This is a genomic window from Novosphingobium sp. SG754 (genome assembly GCF_013149315.1).
Lineage (GTDB): Bacteria > Pseudomonadota > Alphaproteobacteria > Sphingomonadales > Sphingomonadaceae > Novosphingobium > Novosphingobium capsulatum.
In genome coordinates this window covers 385,907-402,723 of sequence record NZ_JABGCC010000005.1, presented here as the reverse complement: position 1 = coordinate 402,723, position 16,817 = coordinate 385,907, and the positions used below count along the sequence as shown (strand labels likewise).

Genomic DNA, 16,817 nt, shown 5'->3' with positions numbered 1-16,817 from the left:
ATTCTTGGCCGAAAGGCGATGGACGGCAATGACGGCGATGATCATGCCCCTGTTTCAGCGATTGGGCCAGCACACGCTGGTGCGCTATATTCTCGCCAGCGTGGGGGCGCTGGCGGTGGATATCGGCAGTTTTCTGGCGCTGCTGGCGCTGGGCGTGCCGGCCATGGCGGCCTCGGCGCTAGGCTATGCCCTGGGCATTGCCGCGCACTGGTTGCTGTCGAGCCGCGCGGTCTTTGCCGAGAACGTCGCCGCATCGGGCCCGGCGCGGCTGCGGCAGCAGGCGCTATTCGTGGGATCGGCGCTGGTCGGCCTGGCGATCACCACGCTGGTGGTGGGCGGCATGGTGCAGCTGGGGCTTGATCCGCGCACGGCCAAGATCGTGGCCATCGCGCTGAGCTTTGCCGCCACCTGGGTGCTGCGCAAGCAGGTGGTGTTTCGCTGATGACCGTGCTGGCTTCGGTGCGCGCCGATCGCGTTTCCCCTGCTCCCGATCAGACCTCGTCCCCGCCCCCACCCGGCGCCACGGCCAGCGCGCCGCTGCGCTGGTGGATGGTGCTGGGCATCTGGGCGCTGATCGTGGGGCTGCAACTCCTGATCTTTGCGCGCGATATTCCCGGCATGCGCATGGGCGATCCCGATGATGTGCTGCGTCTGGTGCAGGTGCGCGATCTGCTGGGCGGGCAGGCGTGGTTCGATCTGCACCAGTACCGCATCATGGCGCCAGAAGGCGTGCTGATGCACTGGTCGCGGCTGGTCGATCTGCCGCTGGCGGCAGTGATCCTGGCCTTGCGCCCGCTGCTGGGCACGGCCAACGCAGAAATTGCCGCGGCGGTGATCGTTCCGGCGCTGACCGTGCTGTGCACGGTGGCCTTGGCGATGCACGCGGCCAACCGCCTGTTCGGCTGCGACACTGCCGTGGCGGCCGGCATCATCGTCGGGCTTTCGGGCATCGTGCTGCACCAGATGCAGCCGCTGCGCATCGATCACCATGGCTGGCAGATCGTTTCTGCGCTGGGTGCCGTGGTCGGGCTGCATGCGCGCGATCCGCGTCGTGGCGGCTGGGTGCTCGGCCTGGCGCTGGCCGCCGGGCTCACTGTTTCGCTGGAAGGCCTACCGCTCACCGCGCTGTTCATCGGCGTGGTTGCCGTGCGTGCACTGCTCGATGGGCAGTGGCAGCGGCTGGGCCATGCGGCGGTGGCGCTGGCGCTGGGCACCGCCGGCCTGTTCCTGGCCTGCCGTGGCCTTCGCGACATGGTCGAACATTGCGATGCCGTCTCCCCGATGCACATCGCCGCGCTCGGCTGGGTGGCGCTGTGCGGCGCCGGCCTGGCGTGGTGGCGCCCTTCCCAGCGCCCGGCTTCACGTCTTGTGGCACTGGGCGTGCTGGCTATCGCCGCCGGCGGCGCGGCCGCCATCGTCGCGCTGGCCGCCCCACAATGCGCCACGGGCGCCTTCGGTGGGCTTGATCCCTATGTGAAAAGCCATTGGCTGGACAACGTGCGCGAAGGGCGCCCGATCTGGGAAACCACGCTGCACAATGCGATCGCGCTGATCGGTGCGGTGCCGCTGGGGCTGTGGGCCTGCTGGCGCCTGATCCAGAGCGCGCCATCCATGCCGGAGCGGCTGCGCTGGGTGCAGCATGGCCTGGTCCTGCTCGGCGCCGTGGCGGTGGGGGCGATGGTCAGTCGGGCGATGGCCACGGCGGTGGGCATCGCCATCCTGCCTGCGGCCTGGCAGGTGCGGCAATGGCGCCTGGTGGCCGTAGCGCAGACCAGCTCCGCGCGCCGCATGGGCATCAATGTGCTGATGCTGCTGGCGGCATTGCCAATCCTGCCGATCGCGCTGGGCGAGACGGCCTGGGCCAAGCTGGGCCATCCGCCTGCCGATCGCGACTTTGCCATGGGCAGCCTGCGCGGATGCGATTTCGATCGTGGCGTGGGCGCGCTGGCGGCAATGCCTGCCACCGACATCTTTGCCCCGGTCGATATCGGCCCGGATATCCTGCTGCGCACGCACCAGCGCGTGGTCGCCACCGGGCATCACCGCGCCGCTGCCGCGATCAGCGATGTGATGCACGGCTTCCTGGCCGATCCCGAACAGGCGCGCGCCTATGTGGCCAAGCGCCATGCCACGCTGGTGGTGGTCTGCACCGTGGCGCCCGAGATGCATCTCTATCGCCGCCAGGCGCCCCATGGCCTGGCCGCCGCGCTGCTGGCCGGCACGCCGCCATCATGGCTGCGCCCGCTGCCCTTGCCGACAACGGCCAAGACGCCCAGCAACATCGCCGCCTGGCAGGTCGTGGCGCCGCGCTGAACGATCAGCGCGGGGCAGGCAACCGGCGATCAGGCCCCTTCGCGGGCAATCTCGCGCCAGCCGATATCGCGGCGGCAGAAGCCATCGGCGAAATCCAGTGCATCGACCGCGGCATAGGCAGCGTCACGCGCGGCGCGCACGGTCTTGCCGCGCGCCGTCACGTTGAGCACGCGGCCACCGCTGGACACCAGATGGCCATCGGCGCCGAGCGCCGTGCCGGCGTGAAACACCTGGGCGCCGGTTCCTTCGGCCGCGGCGATGCCGTGGATTGCGCCGCCCTTCTTGGGCGTGCCGGGATAGCCCTGCGCAGCCATCACCACGGTCAGCGCGGGATCGCTGCTGAAGCGCGGCGGCTCGACCGACGACAGGCGGTTTTCCGCGCAGGCGAGCAGCAGTTCGACCAGATCGGTTTCCAGCCGCAGCATGAGCACCTGGCATTCCGGGTCACCAAAGCGGGCGTTGTATTCGATCAGCTGCGGACCCTTGGCCGTGAGCATCAGCCCGGCATAGAGCACGCCGGAATAGGGCGTGCCGGCATCCTGCATGGCCTTGACCGTGGGCACGATGATCTGCGCCATGGCCTGGGCTTCCAGCGCCGGGGTCAGCACGCGGGCCGGGCTATAAGCACCCATGCCGCCGGTGTTGGGGCCTGTATCGCCATCGCCGACGCGCTTGTGATCCTGGGCAGAGGCCAGCGGCAGCACGGTGGCGCCATCGGTCAGGGCAAAGAAGCTGGCTTCCTCGCCTTCGAGGAATTCCTCGATCACCACTTCGGCGCCGGCTTCGCCGAACTGGCCGTCGAACATGTCGTCAACCGCGGCGCGGGCTTCGTCCATGGTCATCGCCACGACCACGCCCTTGCCGGCGGCCAGGCCATCGGCCTTGATCACCACCGGCGCGCCGAACTGGTCGAGCGCCTGGTGCGCGGCCTGCGCGCTGGTGGCGCGGACATAGCCGGCGGTGGGAATGCCGGCCTTGGCGCACAGGTCCTTGGTAAAGCCCTTGGACCCTTCGAGCTGGGCGGCGGCCTTGCTCGGCCCGAACACGGGAATGCCTTCGCCGCGCAGCGAATCGGCCAGGCCATCGACCAGCGGCGCTTCGGGCCCGATCACCACCAGACCGATGCGCTGCTCGCTGCAAAACGCGATGACGGCGGCATGATCGGTGGCATCGAGCGCCACGAGCTGCGCGTCCTGGGCGATGCCGGGATTGCCGGGCGCCGCATAGAGCTTGCTGCACAGCGGGGATTGGGCCAGTTTCCAGGCCAGGGCATGTTCACGCCCGCCCGAACCCAACAACAGGATATGCATGGCCTTCCCTTCCGCGCCCAATGACGACGATGACTTTCGCAAGGACGGGCTCCTAGCGAGCGAACGCGCCGGCGACAACGCCCCGGCCCTGTCGATCTCCGAGATTTCTGCGCAGCTCAAGCGCACGGTGGAGGATCGGTTCGGCTTCGTGCGCGTGCGTGGCGAGCTTTCGGGCGTAAAACGCGCAGCCTCGGGCCACCTCTATATGTCGCTGAAGGATGAAGGCGCGCGGCTCGACGGGGTGATGTGGCGCGGCAATGCGCAGCGCCTGGGCTTCATGCCCGAAGACGGCGTGGAAGTGATCGCCACTGGCAAGTTGACGACCTATCCTGGCCGCTCGAACTACCAGATCGTGGTCGATCGCATGGAGATTGCCGGGGAAGGCGCGCTGCTGGCGCTGCTGGCCAAGACCAAGGCGCGGCTGGAAGCCGAAGGGCTGTTCGACCGGGCGCGCAAGCGGGCCCTGCCGTTCCTGCCGCGCGTGATCGGCGTGGTCACTTCGCCCACCGGGGCGGTGATCCGCGATATCCTGCACCGCCTGTCGGATCGCTTTCCCAGCCATGTCGTGGTCTGGCCCGTGCTGGTCCAGGGACAGGGCGCGGCCGCGCAAGTGGCAGCGGCCGTGCGCGGCTTTTCCGATCTGGCGCCCGGCGGGCCGGTGCCGCGCCCCGACGTGGTGATCGTGGCGCGCGGTGGCGGGTCGATCGAAGACCTGTGGAGCTTCAACGAGGAAGAGGTGGTGCGCGCGATTGCGGCCAGCACGATCCCCGTGATCAGCGCCGTGGGCCACGAAACCGACACCACGCTTGCCGATTTCGCGGCCGACCTGCGTGCGCCCACGCCCACGGCAGCGGCGGAAATCGCCGTGCCGGTGCGCGCCGAACTGGCTGCGCAAGTGCACGATCTCCAAGCCCGGCGGGGCCGCGCCTTGGCACGCCTGCTGGCCCATGCGCGCGAGCGGCTGGAGGTGCGCAGCCAGCGCCTGCCCACCGCCCAGGCGCTGCTGAGCCCGCAAAGCCAGCGGCTGGATGACCTGTCGGACCGGCTGCGCCGCGCGCTGGTTCATCGCACCGAGATTGCCGCCGGCGTCCTGGCCCGCCACGGCGGCGCGCTGCGCCCTGCTCTGCTCACCCAGCGCCTGGGGCGCGAGCGTGAGCGGCTGGTGGCGCAACGCCTGCGGCCCGAGGCCTTGTTGCAGCGGATCGAACACGCGCGCGGCCGGGTGGAGGCGCTCGATCGCCTGCGCCGTTCGCTCGATCCCGAAGCGCCGTTGCAGCGCGGCTATGTCCTGGTGACCGACCGCGATGGCCATGTCGTGAAGGACCGCGCCACGGCAGCGGCGCGTGCGGCGCTGACGCTCAAGTTTGCCGATGGCGCGCTTGATGTGGTGACAAGCGATGCCCCACCGGCCGTGCTTTCGCCAACCCCTGCCCCGGCTGCCACGCGCCCCGCCAGCCGCCCGCGCGGTACGGCGGAAAGCGTGCAGCCCAAGCTGCTGTGATTTGCCAAGGCGGGCGGCAGGGCGTAAAACCGCTGTCATGTTGATGACTCCCACCGGCCGCCTGGCGCGCCTGCACTATCTGCCCGGAACGTTTCGCCAGCTTTCGGCGGGCGATCATGTGATCTGCGCGGTCAGCGGCGTGCCGATCCCGCTCGATGCACTGCGCTATTGGAGTGCGGAACTGCAGGAAGCCTATGCCACCCCGGAAATCGCCACGCGGCGTTTGCTGGGCCAGGCCGGTTGAGATGACCGGGTTCACCCGCCGCGCCGTGATGGCGGGCGGGATGGCGGCTTTGGCGCTGCCGGGGCTGGCCAGCCCGCTGCGTGCCTTGGCCCAGGCCAGCGTCGCGCTTCCGCCCGATTGGACCGCGCGCCTGTCGCAGGGTGGCTGGCTGCGCGGCGTGGCCCCGGCCGGGGTAGTGGCCCTTGCGCTGGATGGCGTGCCGCTGCCGCTGGCCAGCGATCGCGGGTTCCTGGTCGGGTTTGATCGCGATGCGCCCGCCACGAGCATGCTGACAATCACCGACAGTGCCGGCGCGGTTAGCCAGTTGCCCCTCTCCGTGGCGCCGCGCGATTGGCAGATCGAACGGGTCGATGCGCCGCTGCGCCCGCCCGGCGTGCCCGATGCCGAATTCCTCGCCCGCCGCGCCAGCGAACGCGCGCAGATAGATGCAGCGCGGGCGCTGCGCACCACGGCCCAGGGCTGGCGCCAAGCCATGGTGCAGCCGGCGCCTGGGCGCTTTTCCGGCCGATTCGGCGCGCAGCGGATCTATCGCGGGCAACCCGGCGCCTATCACGGCGGGCTGGACATGGTCTCGCCCACCGGCACTCCGTTCGTGGCGCCGGCCGATGGTGTCGTCGTGCTGGCGGCAGAGGCGCCATTCACGCTGGAAGGGCGCCTGCTGATGCTGGACCACGGCATGGGCCTGGGCAGCGCGTTCCTGCATTGCAGCAGCCATCTTGTGGGCATGGGCGAGGCCGTTTCGCGCGGCCAGCCGCTCGGCACCGTCGGCATGACCGGGCGGGCCACCGGCCCGCATCTGCACTGGGCCCTGGCGTGGCAAATGGGCACGGTGATGCGCCGGCTGGACCCGCTGCTGTTCCTTGGCTGACAGTATCGCGGCGCCGGCTGCGGTGGTGCTCTCCAACAGGTAATATGGTTTCATTAGAAAATGACTGTTGCCGATATGCACGTAATATTTCGACATTAAACCATTAAATTTCATGTATTTGCGAATACTGTTGTCGCATTGTCACACAAGTGAAGCCATTTATTTTGGCTCCGCACAATCGGCTTTCAAGCCAGCCGAAATCTCACAACAAACCGCGCCATCGGTCCCGTCCTTCGTGGAACTGGGCAGCGGTTTGGAACTTTCAGACCGCTGCACTGGAATGTCGGGATTGTCGCTCTCGGCCGGTGTCTCGCGATCTCTTTTGCGGGGCGCCGGCCCCCCACAAGGGACATAGATCGTGATCAAGACCCCCTCGTCCTTGCACTATGCTGGCGTTGCCAGCCTGGCCATGGCGCTGGCCTCGCTGGCCAGCCCCGCCTTCGCCCAGGATGCTGCCCCCACGGCCCTGCCCGCCACTGCCGCCAGCACCACGCCGGACGCCCCCGGCAGCGAAATCATCGTCACCGGCTCGCGCATCGAGCGTCCTGACCTGACGGCATCGAGCCCGGTGTCGGTGATCAGCGCGGATTCGATCAAGTCGGTGAACACCGTCACGGTCGAGCAGATCCTCAGCGTCAATCCGCAGTTTTCCGCCGGCCTCAACGGCGCCAGCAACAATCCGGGCGATGGCTCGGCCACGCTCGATCTGCGCGGCCTGGGTTCGCAGCGCACGCTGGTGCTGCTCAATGGCAAGCGCCTGCCGGTCTATGACGCCACCGGCTCGGTCGACGTCAACCAGATCCCCACCGCGCTGATCAAGAACGTCCAGGTTCTGACCGGCGGTGCTTCGGCGGTCTATGGTTCCGACGCCGTTTCCGGCGTGGTCAACTTCGTGCTGGACGACAAGTTCACCGGCCTCAAGCTTGACGCCGGCAGCCAGGTCACCGGCTATGGCGATGGCGCACAGTACGATGCCAGCCTTACCGGCGGGTTCAACATCGGCGATCGCGGCCACCTGATCCTGTCGACCAACTATTCGAAGCGTGATGGCGTCAAGTTTGCCGCGCGCGACTTTTCCAGTCGCACGCTGTGCTCGGAAGACCTGTCGCAAAGCTGCGGCTCGTCCAACACCACGCCCACGCTGTTTTCGATTCCGGGCGGCGGATTGCAGCAGGTGACCGCCGCTGGCGGCCTGACCAGCAACTACGGCACCTATAACTACAACCCGATCAACTACGCGCAGACGCCGTTCGAACGCTATGGCGGCATGGCGATGTGGAACTACGACGTCAGCGACAAGGTCGAGCTGTATGGCTGGGCTTCGTACCAGCACACCAAGACGGTCCAGACCCTCGCGCCGACGGCGACGGCGGGCTATCCGTTCAACGTCTATTCCGACAACCCCTACCTCAGCGCGGCCGAGCAGGAAGCGTTCTTCGACAAGGCTGCCAATCCGCAGTTGCAGATCAATTCCGACGGTAGCTCGACCATCAGCATCCGCCGCCGCATCACCGAGGCCGGCGGCCGTATCGAAACCCACACCAACGAAACCTGGCAGGCCCTGGCCGGCCTGCGTGGCGATTTCTTCGATACCGGCCTGAAGTTCGACACCTCGGTCCAGTATGCCCAGGTGCACAAGCACACGCTGCTGGAAAACGACCTGTCGTATTCGGCGCTGACCAATGCGCTTGACGCCGTGTCTGACGGCAATGGCGGCGCTATGTGCCGCAGTGCCGATGCGCGGGCGCAGGGTTGCGTGCCGATCGATCTGTTCTCGGCCAACGGCATTACGCAGAATGCGCTGTCCTATGTGCTGCGCAACGCGACGGAAGACGATCGCACCACCCAGTTCGTGGCCGAAGGCAACGTTTCGGGCGACGTCAAATTCCTGCGCAGCCCGTTTGCCGCCAACCCGGCCGCGATCTCGCTGGGCGTGACCTATCGCCGCGAAACCGCCGATATCGAGGTCAGCGACGATTACGCCTCGGGTGACCTGATCTATTACGGCCAGGGCTTCAACATCCCGAACAAGAGCTACAACGTCAAGGAAGTCTACGCCGAGTTCAAGATGCCGCTTGTCCAGGACAAGCCCGGCATCCAGGCGCTCGATGTTGAAACCGGCTATCGCTATTCGGACTACTCGATCTCGGGCGGGGTTTCGGCCTACAAGTTCGGGGCAGACTATGCGCCGGTGCAGGGCCTCAAGTTCCGCGCCAACTTCCAGCGGTCGGTGCGTGCGCCCAACCTCTATGAACTCTACCTGCCCAAGACCCTGGGCACCGGCAACCTCGGCACCGATCCCTGCGCCGGTTCGGGCGTGACGGGCACCACGGCGGCACTGTGTCTCGCCCAGGGCGCCACCCAGGCGCAGCTGACCAACGGCTTGATTTCCGGTCCGATCTCGGGCCAGGTCAATGCCTTCTACGGCGGCAACACCAACCTCAAGCCGGAAAAGTCGAACACCATCACGGCCGGTGTGGTGATCGAACCGGCCCAGATTCCTGGCCTGTCGCTGACCGCTGACTATTACGACATCAAGATCGCCAATGCGATCGTGACCAACTCCACCTCGGTGGTCGTGGCGCAGTGCTTTGCCTCGGGTGATCCGACCAATCCCTATTGCCAGGGCATTCACCGCAGCACGGTCGATGGTTCGCTGTCGGGTGGCCTGACGGCGGGCGTCGACACGCTCTACGCCAACGTTGCCGCGCTGCGCACGCGTGGCCTGGACTTTGGCGTGAACTTCCATCGTGGTCGCCGCAGTGGCTTCCACTATGGCCTCGATTTCGCCGGCACCTACGTCATCACCAACTATCAGGTGGTGGGCGGCAGCGTGATCCAGTGCGCCGGCCGCTTTGGTGCGGATTGCGACATTCCCACGCCGAAGTGGAAGCACGTGGCAACGCTGGGCCTGGGCTGGAAGAACGTTGATCTCTCCACCCGCTGGCGCCTGATCGGCCAGGTCAGCGAGGATGCCGACACGCAGATCCAGACCAACCGCATCCCGGCCGTCAGCTACTTTGACGAAACCGCCACGATCCGCGTGAACGACAAGTACACCTTCTCGCTCGGCGTGCTCAACGTGTTCGACAAGCAGCCCCCGATCGTGGGTGACACCAGCGGCGCCACCTCGGTGGCGGGCAGCACCTTCCCGACCGTCTATGACGTGATGGGCCGCAGCTTCTTCGCGCGCGTCACGGCCAACTTCTGATAGCAGGCCCGGCGCGTCTTCCCGCGGGGAGCGCGCCGGGCCATTCTTTGCCGCAGGGTCACATCGCTGTGGCCTTGATCAGGCCGGGTCACCCAGACCCGGCCTTTTTTGCGTCTGGACAACGTGCTCCGCGAAGATGGCCTTGGGCAAATTTCCGACACAGTTGAAACGAAATGTGGCTTTGATGCCTCTGTGATTTGCATAAATTTCGCGATGTTTGCGGTTGGTGGCTACTCATGTTGCTTCGTTGCAACATGAGTGAAACGTTTTGTGGGGGGCGGTGAGAAGCTGCTTTCATTTGCGACGAAAAATCTCGCACAAGACGGCATCGGTCCCGGCTTTCGTGGAACGCTGCATCGTCCTGCCCTCGCAAAAGGGCCGGGCCTGCTTTGGAAAGCCGGGATTGTCGCTCCTGGCAGCCAAACTGGTCGGCTGCCTCCAGAAGGGACTGAACAGTGACCAAGATCAACACCACCGCCTATCGCGTCGGTGCAGCAGGCCTTGCGCTTGCCATCGCTTCGCTGGCTGCGCCTGCCTTTGCGCAAGACGCCGCCGCCCCGGCCGATGCCGCGCCCGCCGATGCGGGCCAGACCATCGTCGTCACCGGTTCGCGCATCGCTTCGCCGAACCTCACCTCGACCGCGCCGATCACCAGCCTGACGTCGGAAGACATCAAGCTGCAGGGCACGACCAAGACCGAAGACCTGCTCAATTCGCTGCCGCAGGTGTTCGCGGCGCAGTCTTCGACGCTGGCCAACGGTGCAACTGGTACCGCCACGGTCGACCTTCGCGGTCTCGGCGCCTCGCGCACCCTGGTGCTGGTCAACGGCCGCCGCCTCATGCCTGGTGACGTGACCAGCTCGGCTGCCGACTTGAACTTCGTGCCGGCTTCACTGGTCAAGCGCGTTGACGTGCTGACCGGTGGTGCTTCGGCCACCTACGGTGCCGACGCGGTCGCCGGCGTCGTCAACTTCGTGCTCGATACCGAGTTCACCGGCCTGCGCGTCGATGCGAACTACGGCTTCTACCAGCACAACAACCGCAACTCGGTCACCCCGTCCCTGCTCGACAAGCGCACCAACCAGGGCCTGTCGGGCTATGGCTATCCGCGCGGCAGCGTTGCCGACGGTGGCAACTTCGACACGACGATCTCGTTCGGTACCAAGTTTGCGGACGGCCAGGGCCATGCGATGGCCTATTTCGGCTACCGCAAGGTGAACCCGATCCTGCAGTCCAAGCGCGACTACAGCGCCTGCACCGTGCAGAACGCCAACAAGACCACGCTGCAGTGCGGCGGTTCGGCCACCTCGGCCACCGGCAACATCCTGTTCACGCCGGCGGGTTCGTCGTCGTCGACCTTTGGCGCGCTTGGCCCGGGCACTCTCACGCCCAACGCCAGCACGCGTTACAACTTCGCGCCGCTGAACTACTTCCAGCGTCCCGATGAACGCTACACCGCCGGTGCCTTCGTCGATTACGAAGTCAATTCGGCGATCCATCCGTACATGGAATTCATGTTCATGGATGACCGCACCGTGGCGCAGATCGCGCCGTCGGGCGACTTCGGCAACACGCTGACCATCAACTGCGACAACCCGATGATGTCGGCTTCGCAGAAGGCTCAGATCTGCAACCCCAGCAACCTCATCGTCGGTTACGTCGGCAACTATCCGCTGACCCCGGCTGCCTATACCAACGTTTACGGCACGCCTGCCCCCGGCGCGATCAACAAGATCGATCCGACCACCGGCGCGCCCTACAACCTGGCTTACATGCAGCTGCTGCGCCGCAACGTCGAAGGCGGTCCGCGCCAGAGCGATCTGGAGCACCAGGCATTCCGCACCCTGATCGGTTCGCGCGGCGAACTCGGCAAGGGCTGGAGCTATGACGCCTATTACCAGTACGGCCGCGTCAACTACTCGCAGATCTACACCAACGAGTTCTCGGCTGCGCGCCTGACCAATGCGCTCGACGCTGTCACCAATCCGGCCAATGGCCAGACGGTGTGCCGCTCGGTCCTCACCGGTGGCGATCCGAACTGCGTTCCCTACAACGTGTTCAGCGGCCAGGTCTCGCCTGCTGCGCTCAACTACCTCAACGCTTCGGGCTTCCAGCGTGGCCACACCACCGAGCAGGTGCTCAGCGGCCAGCTGACCGGCGACCTTGGCCAGATGGGCATCAAGAGCCCGCTCGCCTCGGACGGCATCAGCATCGCGCTGGGCGTGGAACACCGTCGTGAATCGCTTGACCTCAAGACCGACAACGAATTCCAGACCGGCGATCTCACCGGCCAGGGCGCGCCGACCCTTTCGGTCAGCGGTTCGTACAAGGTTACCGAGTTCATCAGCGAAGCCGAAGTGCCGCTGGTCCAGGATGGCTTCATCTACAACCTCAGCCTGAACCTGGGCTATCGCTACTCGCACTACAGCGTGTCGAACGGCCAGGTGTTCAACACCAACACCTGGAAGATCGGCGCCGACTTCGCTCCGGTTCGCGATCTGCGTATCCGTGGCTCGGTCAACCGTGCGGTTCGCGCTCCCAACATCCAGGAACTGTTCTCGCCCAACTACGTCGGCCTCGATGGTTCGACCGATCCGTGCGCGGACAAGGTGCTGACGGCGGCCGATCAGGGCTGCTTGCTGCAGGGCCTGAAGGTCGGCCAGAAGGTCGTTTCCAACCCGGCTGGCCAGTACAACGGCTACCTGGGCGGCAACGGCTTGCTGCGTCCTGAAGTCGCGACCACCAAGACCGTGGGTGTGATCCTGCAGCCCTCGTTCGTCCCGGGCTTCAGCTTCAGCGTCGACTACTTCGACATCAAGCTGAAGAAGGCGATCCAGGGTTACGGCGCCGACGCGATCCTCGCGGCGTGCACCACCGACCTCAACCCGACGGCTTGCGGCCTTATCCACCGCAACGCGGCTGGTTCGCTGTGGCTGACCTCGGACGGCTACGTGACCGACACCCCGGTGAACGTTGGTGGCGTGACAACCAAGGGCTTCGAGTTCAACGGCAACTACGCCCACGCGCTGGGCGGCCTGGGCCGTGGCACGATCAGCTTCGTTGCGACCTACCTCGACAAGTACCAGGTCGATAACGGTCTGACCGCTCTCTACGATTGCGCCGGCTACTATGGCGTGACCTGCGGCAGCCCGCGTCCGGTGTGGCGTCACAAGCTGCGCGTTGGCCTCGACACCAAGGCTGGCTTCAACGTCTCGGTGCAGTGGCGTTACTTCGACAGCGTCGACGTGGAATACAAGAACCCGTCGAGCACGCTGGCCGGCAACTATCGCGACTTCAACTCGCATATCCCGACCCAGAGCTACTTCGATCTGGCTGTTTCCACCCGCATCCAGGGCAAGGCTACGCTGCGCTTTGGTGTGAACAACATCTTCGATCGTGACCCGCCGCTGGTGACGTCGGGCCCGACCGGCAACGCCTGCGCTTCGGTGTATTGCAACGGCAACACCTATCCGGGCACCTACGACTCGCTGGGCCGCTATCTCTACTCGAGCATCACGCTCGACTTCTGATAGTCCTCACGTGACGTGACCGAAGTGGCGGCGCGCGAAAGTGCGTCGCCACTTTTTTTGCCTTGAGCCCGGCGCAAGCGCTGCCACACTGGCAGGCCGGGCGCGATGCGCCCGATTGCCGACCACAGGATAGATGATGCAGACCCAGCTTCCCCCGCCCTCGCTCCAGGCCATTGCCGACACCGCGCGGCGTGGCCGGCTGGACGAGGCTGCGCTGCTGGCGGCACGGGCCGTGGCCGCCGCGCCGCGCGATCCAGTGCTGGCGGCGCTGGCTGGCGCGATCGAGGCTATGCGCGGGCAGCCGCTTCGGGCCATTCCCTATCTGGAAACGGCGCATGCCCAGCGCCCCGACGATATGACCGTCAGGACCAACCTGGCCGAGTCCCTCTATCGCACGGGCGACATGGCGCGTGCCTTGGCACTGATCACGCCGGCGCTGGCGCGGGCCGACCGCAGCCTTCGCCTGGCGCGGCTGGGTGGTGCCGTCGCATTGGAACTGGGCGATGCCGCGGCTGCCATCGCCTATTACCGCATCGTCGTGGCGGCGGCCGAACAAGACTGGAGCGCCTGGAACAATCTGGGCAATGCCCTGGAAGCGGCTGGCGACCTAACCGGGGCGATCAGCGCGCTGCGCCGCGCCGTGCAGCTGGCTCCGGATTCGCCGCCGATCCGCGTCAATCTCGTCAATGTGCTGGTTGCCGCGGGCGAACTGGACGCGGCAGAGCGCGAAGTGGCGCAGGCCCGGCAACTGTGGCCCGATGATGCCAAGCTGCTGATCGCCGAACATACCATTCACCGTGTCCGCGGTGATGACGCGGCCGCCTTCGTGGCGCTGGCTGAGGCGGCGCGGTTGAGCCCGGACGATGCTGCATTGCATCACGATCTTGGCGCCGAAGGCAGCCGCACCAATCTCTTTGCCGAAGCAGAAGCGGCCTATCGCCGCGCCATTGTCCTCGATCCGGCGATGGGCAGCGCCTATGCCGGGCTCGCCGCCGTGCTGGAACGCATCAACCGCGAGGATGAAATCGCCGATTTGGCCCGGATTGCGGCGGAGGTGGGCGCTGACGACGGCTCGCGCGCCTTTATCGAGGCGCTCCATCGCAAGCGGGCCGGGGACGCCATGGGAGCCCTCGCAGCACTCGACCGCGTCGGCGATGCGATGGCTCCCGAACGCACGCTGCATTTGCGCGGCCTGCTGCTCGATCGTCTCGGTCGCCACGGTGAGGCCTTTGCCGCGTTCACCGCGATGAACGCGCATTGGCAGAACGATCCAACCGGGCCGCGCGAGCGGGCACGCGCCTATCGCGAGGCCATCTCCCAGGCCGCCGATCAACTATCACCAGCATGGCTGGCGGGCTGGACCCCGCCACCGCCGCCCTCGCCGCGCGCCAGCCCACTGTTTCTGGTGGGCTTTCCGCGATCGGGCACTACCCTGCTCGATACGCTGCTGATGGCCGATCCCGATGTGGCGGTGCTGGAGGAAGAGCCGTTCATCGTCGAGGCAGAGGCCGCGCTGGGCGGCGTGGCCGCGCTCGACCAGGCGAGCCCGGCACAGGTGGCCGCGGCCCGCGATGCCTATTTTGCCAAGGTCGATGCGCTGTGCGGTGATTGCTCGGGCCGCATCGTGGTCGACAAGCAGCCGCTGCATCTCAACAAGGTGGCGATCATCCGTCGCCTGTTTCCCGATGCGCGGTTCGTGCTGTCGTTGCGCCATCCCTGTGATGTCGTGCTCAGCTGTTACCTCACCCACTTCCGCACCAACAGCGCGATGGCCAACTTCCTCGATCTGGACGATGCCGCTGCGCTGTATGACCTGACCTTCGCCCATTGGGAAAAGGCCCGCGCGCTGTTCGATCTGCCGGTGGCAACGGTCGTCTATGAACGGCTGGTGGAGGATTCCGAGCGCGTGCTGCGTCCGTTGTTCGACTGGGCCGGGCTGGCCTATCCGGCCGACCGCATCGATCATACCCGCGCCGCGCGCGATCGCGGGCTGGTGTCGAGCGCCAGCTATTCCCAGGTGACCGAACCGCTCTATCGCCGCGCCAGTGGGCGCTGGCGCCGGTACGAACGCCACCTGGCGCCGATCATGGACGTGCTGCGTCCTTGGGCAGATCACTTTGGCTATGGAATTGAGGACGAGCGCCTGCCGGATTGGCCGGTGCCGGACTGATACGCATTGAACAGGCCCGGGGGGGCCTGGTGTTTGGACGGGGAAGATCATGCAGGGGGCATGGCAAGACAGGATAAGGCAAGACGTAGACAATCATGTAAACCGGGGGGATCTGGCCAGCGCGGCGCAAGCGCTGGAAAACATCATTGCGCAGGCGCCACCCGGACAGGTGGCGTTGGACCAGGCGTGGCTGCGCCTGGCGGGGTTGCGCCGCGCCCTGCGCCAGCCGCAGCGCGCGCTTGATGCCGTGCACCAGGCCTTGGCCCTGGCGCCGTTGGATTTCATGGCGCTGGCCTTGCGCGCCAGCCTGCTGGAGCGCCTTGCGCCCGAAGACGCTGGCCGTGCCTGGCACGAGGCGCTGGCGCAGCGTCCGTCGGGCGAACTCCCCGCCCCGCTGGCCATGGCCGTGGCTGCCGGTGAACGCTGGCACGCCGAATGGAGTGCAAAGCGCGAGGCGCGGCTCGATGCCGCGATTGGCGCGCTGTGCAATGGCGAAAACAGCGATCGCGACTGGCGTATCACCCGCATGCGCAACAATGTCTTGCGGCGCACCCGGCCATTCCGCAGCTGCCCGACGCATTTTCACTATCCCGGCCTGGTCGAGCGCGAATTTCATCCTCGCGCCCGCTTTCCCTGGCTGCCTGAGTTCGAACGCGCCACGCCCATCATCCGGGCCGAGATGGAAGCGCTGCTGGCCTCGGGCCGGGCAGAACTGCTGCCCTATCTGCAATACCAGGATCACGAAGCGCTGGCGCAGTGGCGCGATCTCAATCGCAATCCCGATTGGTCGGCCATTCACCTGCTGCGCCAGGGCAATCGCATCGATGTCAACGCGGCGGCTTGCCCGGCGACGATGGCCTTGCTGGAAACCGTGGCCCAGCCCCGCATTCCCGGCGCATCGCCCAATGCGATGTTCTCTCTCCTGGCGCCGGGCACGACTATCCCACCCCATGTCGGCGTGAACAACACGCGGTTGCTGTGTCATCTGCCGCTGGTGGTTCCGCCTGGTTGCTGGTTCCGCGTGGGGGCGGAAACCCGCCCTTGGCGCGAAGGTGAGGGTTTCGTGTTCGATGATACGATCGAGCACGAGGCCGCCAATCCCAGCGACCGGCTGCGGGTCGTGCTGATCTTCGACCTGTGGCATCCCGACCTCGACAGCGTGGAGCAGGAGGCGGTGGCACGGATCATTGCCAGTGATGGCGCGGTGTAAGTGCCGTTGGCAGGCTGGGCATCGCGCAAGGGGGCTTGCTGCGCTGCCCGGTTGGGGGCATTGTCACGCCATGCAATAAATGCCCCGTAACTGAGGGATTTGGCCCATGTTCCTGTCTATTGCCCTTGCCGCGCCGCTGTTGCTGGCCAGCGCTGCGCAGTCCAGCACGACGTCTGCTCCGCAATCGGCCCCGGCCGCCCCCGTTCCGGCTGCCGCTGCTGCGCCGGCGGTCACGCCTGCTGCTGCGGCCAAGCCGGCCAAGGACGCCGATCCGATGATCTGCGAACGCTTTGCCGAGACCGGATCGCTGCTGCGGTCCAAGAAAGTCTGCATGCGCAAGAGCGATTGGGAAGAGCAGCGCCAGCAGAACCAGCGCCTGATCGAACGCTCGCAGACGCAGATGCCGATGAATTCGGGCGGCTGACGGCGCCATTGCAGCGACGCACAAAAAAGGCCGGCG

At 66.4% G+C, this 16,817-nt stretch carries 11 protein-coding genes; 10 read left to right on the top strand and 1 reads right to left on the bottom strand.

All coding sequences use genetic code 11. From position 1 onward, the window contains the following. Positions 1–28: 28 nt before the first annotated feature. The gene (locus FHW97_RS14975; RefSeq protein WP_054131670.1) at positions 29–442 is read left to right on the top strand and encodes a GtrA family protein; all 414 of its coding nucleotides are present in this window, start codon (positions 29–31) and stop codon (positions 440–442) included. Continuing rightward, positions 442–2,313 (top strand): hypothetical protein, encoded by a 1,872-nt coding sequence (locus FHW97_RS14970; RefSeq protein WP_168352019.1) that lies wholly within the window; start codon positions 442–444, stop codon positions 2,311–2,313. Before FHW97_RS14975 ends, FHW97_RS14970 begins: the two co-directional genes overlap by 1 nt. 29 nt (positions 2,314–2,342) lie before the next feature. On the opposite strand, the gene purD is transcribed toward FHW97_RS14970, so the two are convergent. Further along, positions 2,343–3,623 carry a phosphoribosylamine--glycine ligase gene (purD, locus tag FHW97_RS14965; protein WP_168352018.1) on the bottom strand — a complete coding sequence of 427 codons (1,281 nt, stop codon included), beginning with the start codon at positions 3,621–3,623 and terminating at the stop codon, positions 2,343–2,345. Here purD and xseA point away from each other — a divergent pair. The 8 genes from xseA (at position 3,622) to FHW97_RS14925 (ending at position 16,781) form a co-directional block, all read left to right on the top strand. Beyond that, positions 3,622–5,124, top strand: a complete 1,503-nt coding sequence (gene xseA, locus FHW97_RS14960; protein ID WP_168352016.1) for an exodeoxyribonuclease VII large subunit — start codon at positions 3,622–3,624, stop codon at positions 5,122–5,124. The genes purD and xseA overlap by 2 nt on opposite strands. A gap of 37 nt (positions 5,125–5,161) precedes the next feature. Continuing rightward, positions 5,162–5,368, top strand: coding sequence for a DUF2093 domain-containing protein (locus tag FHW97_RS14955; protein ID WP_107716377.1), 207 nt, complete (start codon positions 5,162–5,164; stop codon positions 5,366–5,368). A gap of 1 nt (position 5,369) precedes the next feature. Further along, entirely contained in the window at positions 5,370–6,236 is an 867-nt protein-coding gene (locus FHW97_RS14950; RefSeq protein ID WP_168352015.1) for a M23 family metallopeptidase, read from the top strand. A gap of 358 nt (positions 6,237–6,594) precedes the next feature. Beyond that, positions 6,595–9,447, top strand: coding sequence for a TonB-dependent receptor domain-containing protein (locus tag FHW97_RS14945; RefSeq protein WP_370525424.1), 2,853 nt, complete (start codon positions 6,595–6,597; stop codon positions 9,445–9,447). A 455-nt stretch (positions 9,448–9,902) separates the two neighbouring features. Further along, positions 9,903–12,977 carry a TonB-dependent receptor domain-containing protein gene (locus FHW97_RS14940; protein WP_233250979.1) on the top strand — a complete coding sequence of 1,025 codons (3,075 nt, stop codon included), beginning with the start codon at positions 9,903–9,905 and terminating at the stop codon, positions 12,975–12,977. Positions 12,978–13,110: 133 nt separating this feature from the next. Then, on the top strand, positions 13,111–15,147 hold the full coding sequence (locus tag FHW97_RS14935; RefSeq protein ID WP_253941796.1) for a tetratricopeptide repeat-containing sulfotransferase family protein: 2,037 nt from the start codon (positions 13,111–13,113) through the stop codon (positions 15,145–15,147). 169 nt (positions 15,148–15,316) lie between these two features. After that, positions 15,317–16,357 carry an aspartyl/asparaginyl beta-hydroxylase domain-containing protein gene (locus FHW97_RS14930; RefSeq protein ID WP_168352014.1) on the top strand — a complete coding sequence of 347 codons (1,041 nt, stop codon included), beginning with the start codon at positions 15,317–15,319 and terminating at the stop codon, positions 16,355–16,357. Positions 16,358–16,463: 106 nt separating this feature from the next. Beyond that, on the top strand, positions 16,464–16,781 hold the full coding sequence (locus tag FHW97_RS14925) for a hypothetical protein (protein ID WP_022678449.1): 318 nt from the start codon (positions 16,464–16,466) through the stop codon (positions 16,779–16,781). The last annotated feature ends 36 nt before the right edge of the window (positions 16,782–16,817 follow it).

Excerpts from the sequence above, each read along its gene's own strand:
- FHW97_RS14975 (WP_054131670.1), top strand. The coding sequence starts at position 29 with ATGACGGCGATGATCATGCCCCTGTTTCAGCGATTGGGCCAGCACACG.
- FHW97_RS14970 (WP_168352019.1), top strand. The coding sequence starts at position 442 with ATGACCGTGCTGGCTTCGGTGCGCGCCGATCGCGTTTCCCCTGCTCCC.
- xseA (WP_168352016.1), top strand. The coding sequence starts at position 3,622 with ATGGCCTTCCCTTCCGCGCCCAATGACGACGATGACTTTCGCAAGGAC.
- purD (WP_168352018.1), bottom strand. The coding sequence starts at position 3,623 with ATGCATATCCTGTTGTTGGGTTCGGGCGGGCGTGAACATGCCCTGGCC.
- FHW97_RS14955 (WP_107716377.1), top strand. The coding sequence starts at position 5,162 with ATGTTGATGACTCCCACCGGCCGCCTGGCGCGCCTGCACTATCTGCCC.
- FHW97_RS14950 (WP_168352015.1), top strand. The coding sequence starts at position 5,370 with ATGACCGGGTTCACCCGCCGCGCCGTGATGGCGGGCGGGATGGCGGCT.
- FHW97_RS14935 (WP_253941796.1), top strand. The coding sequence starts at position 13,111 with ATGATGCAGACCCAGCTTCCCCCGCCCTCGCTCCAGGCCATTGCCGAC.
- FHW97_RS14925 (WP_022678449.1), top strand. The coding sequence starts at position 16,464 with ATGTTCCTGTCTATTGCCCTTGCCGCGCCGCTGTTGCTGGCCAGCGCT.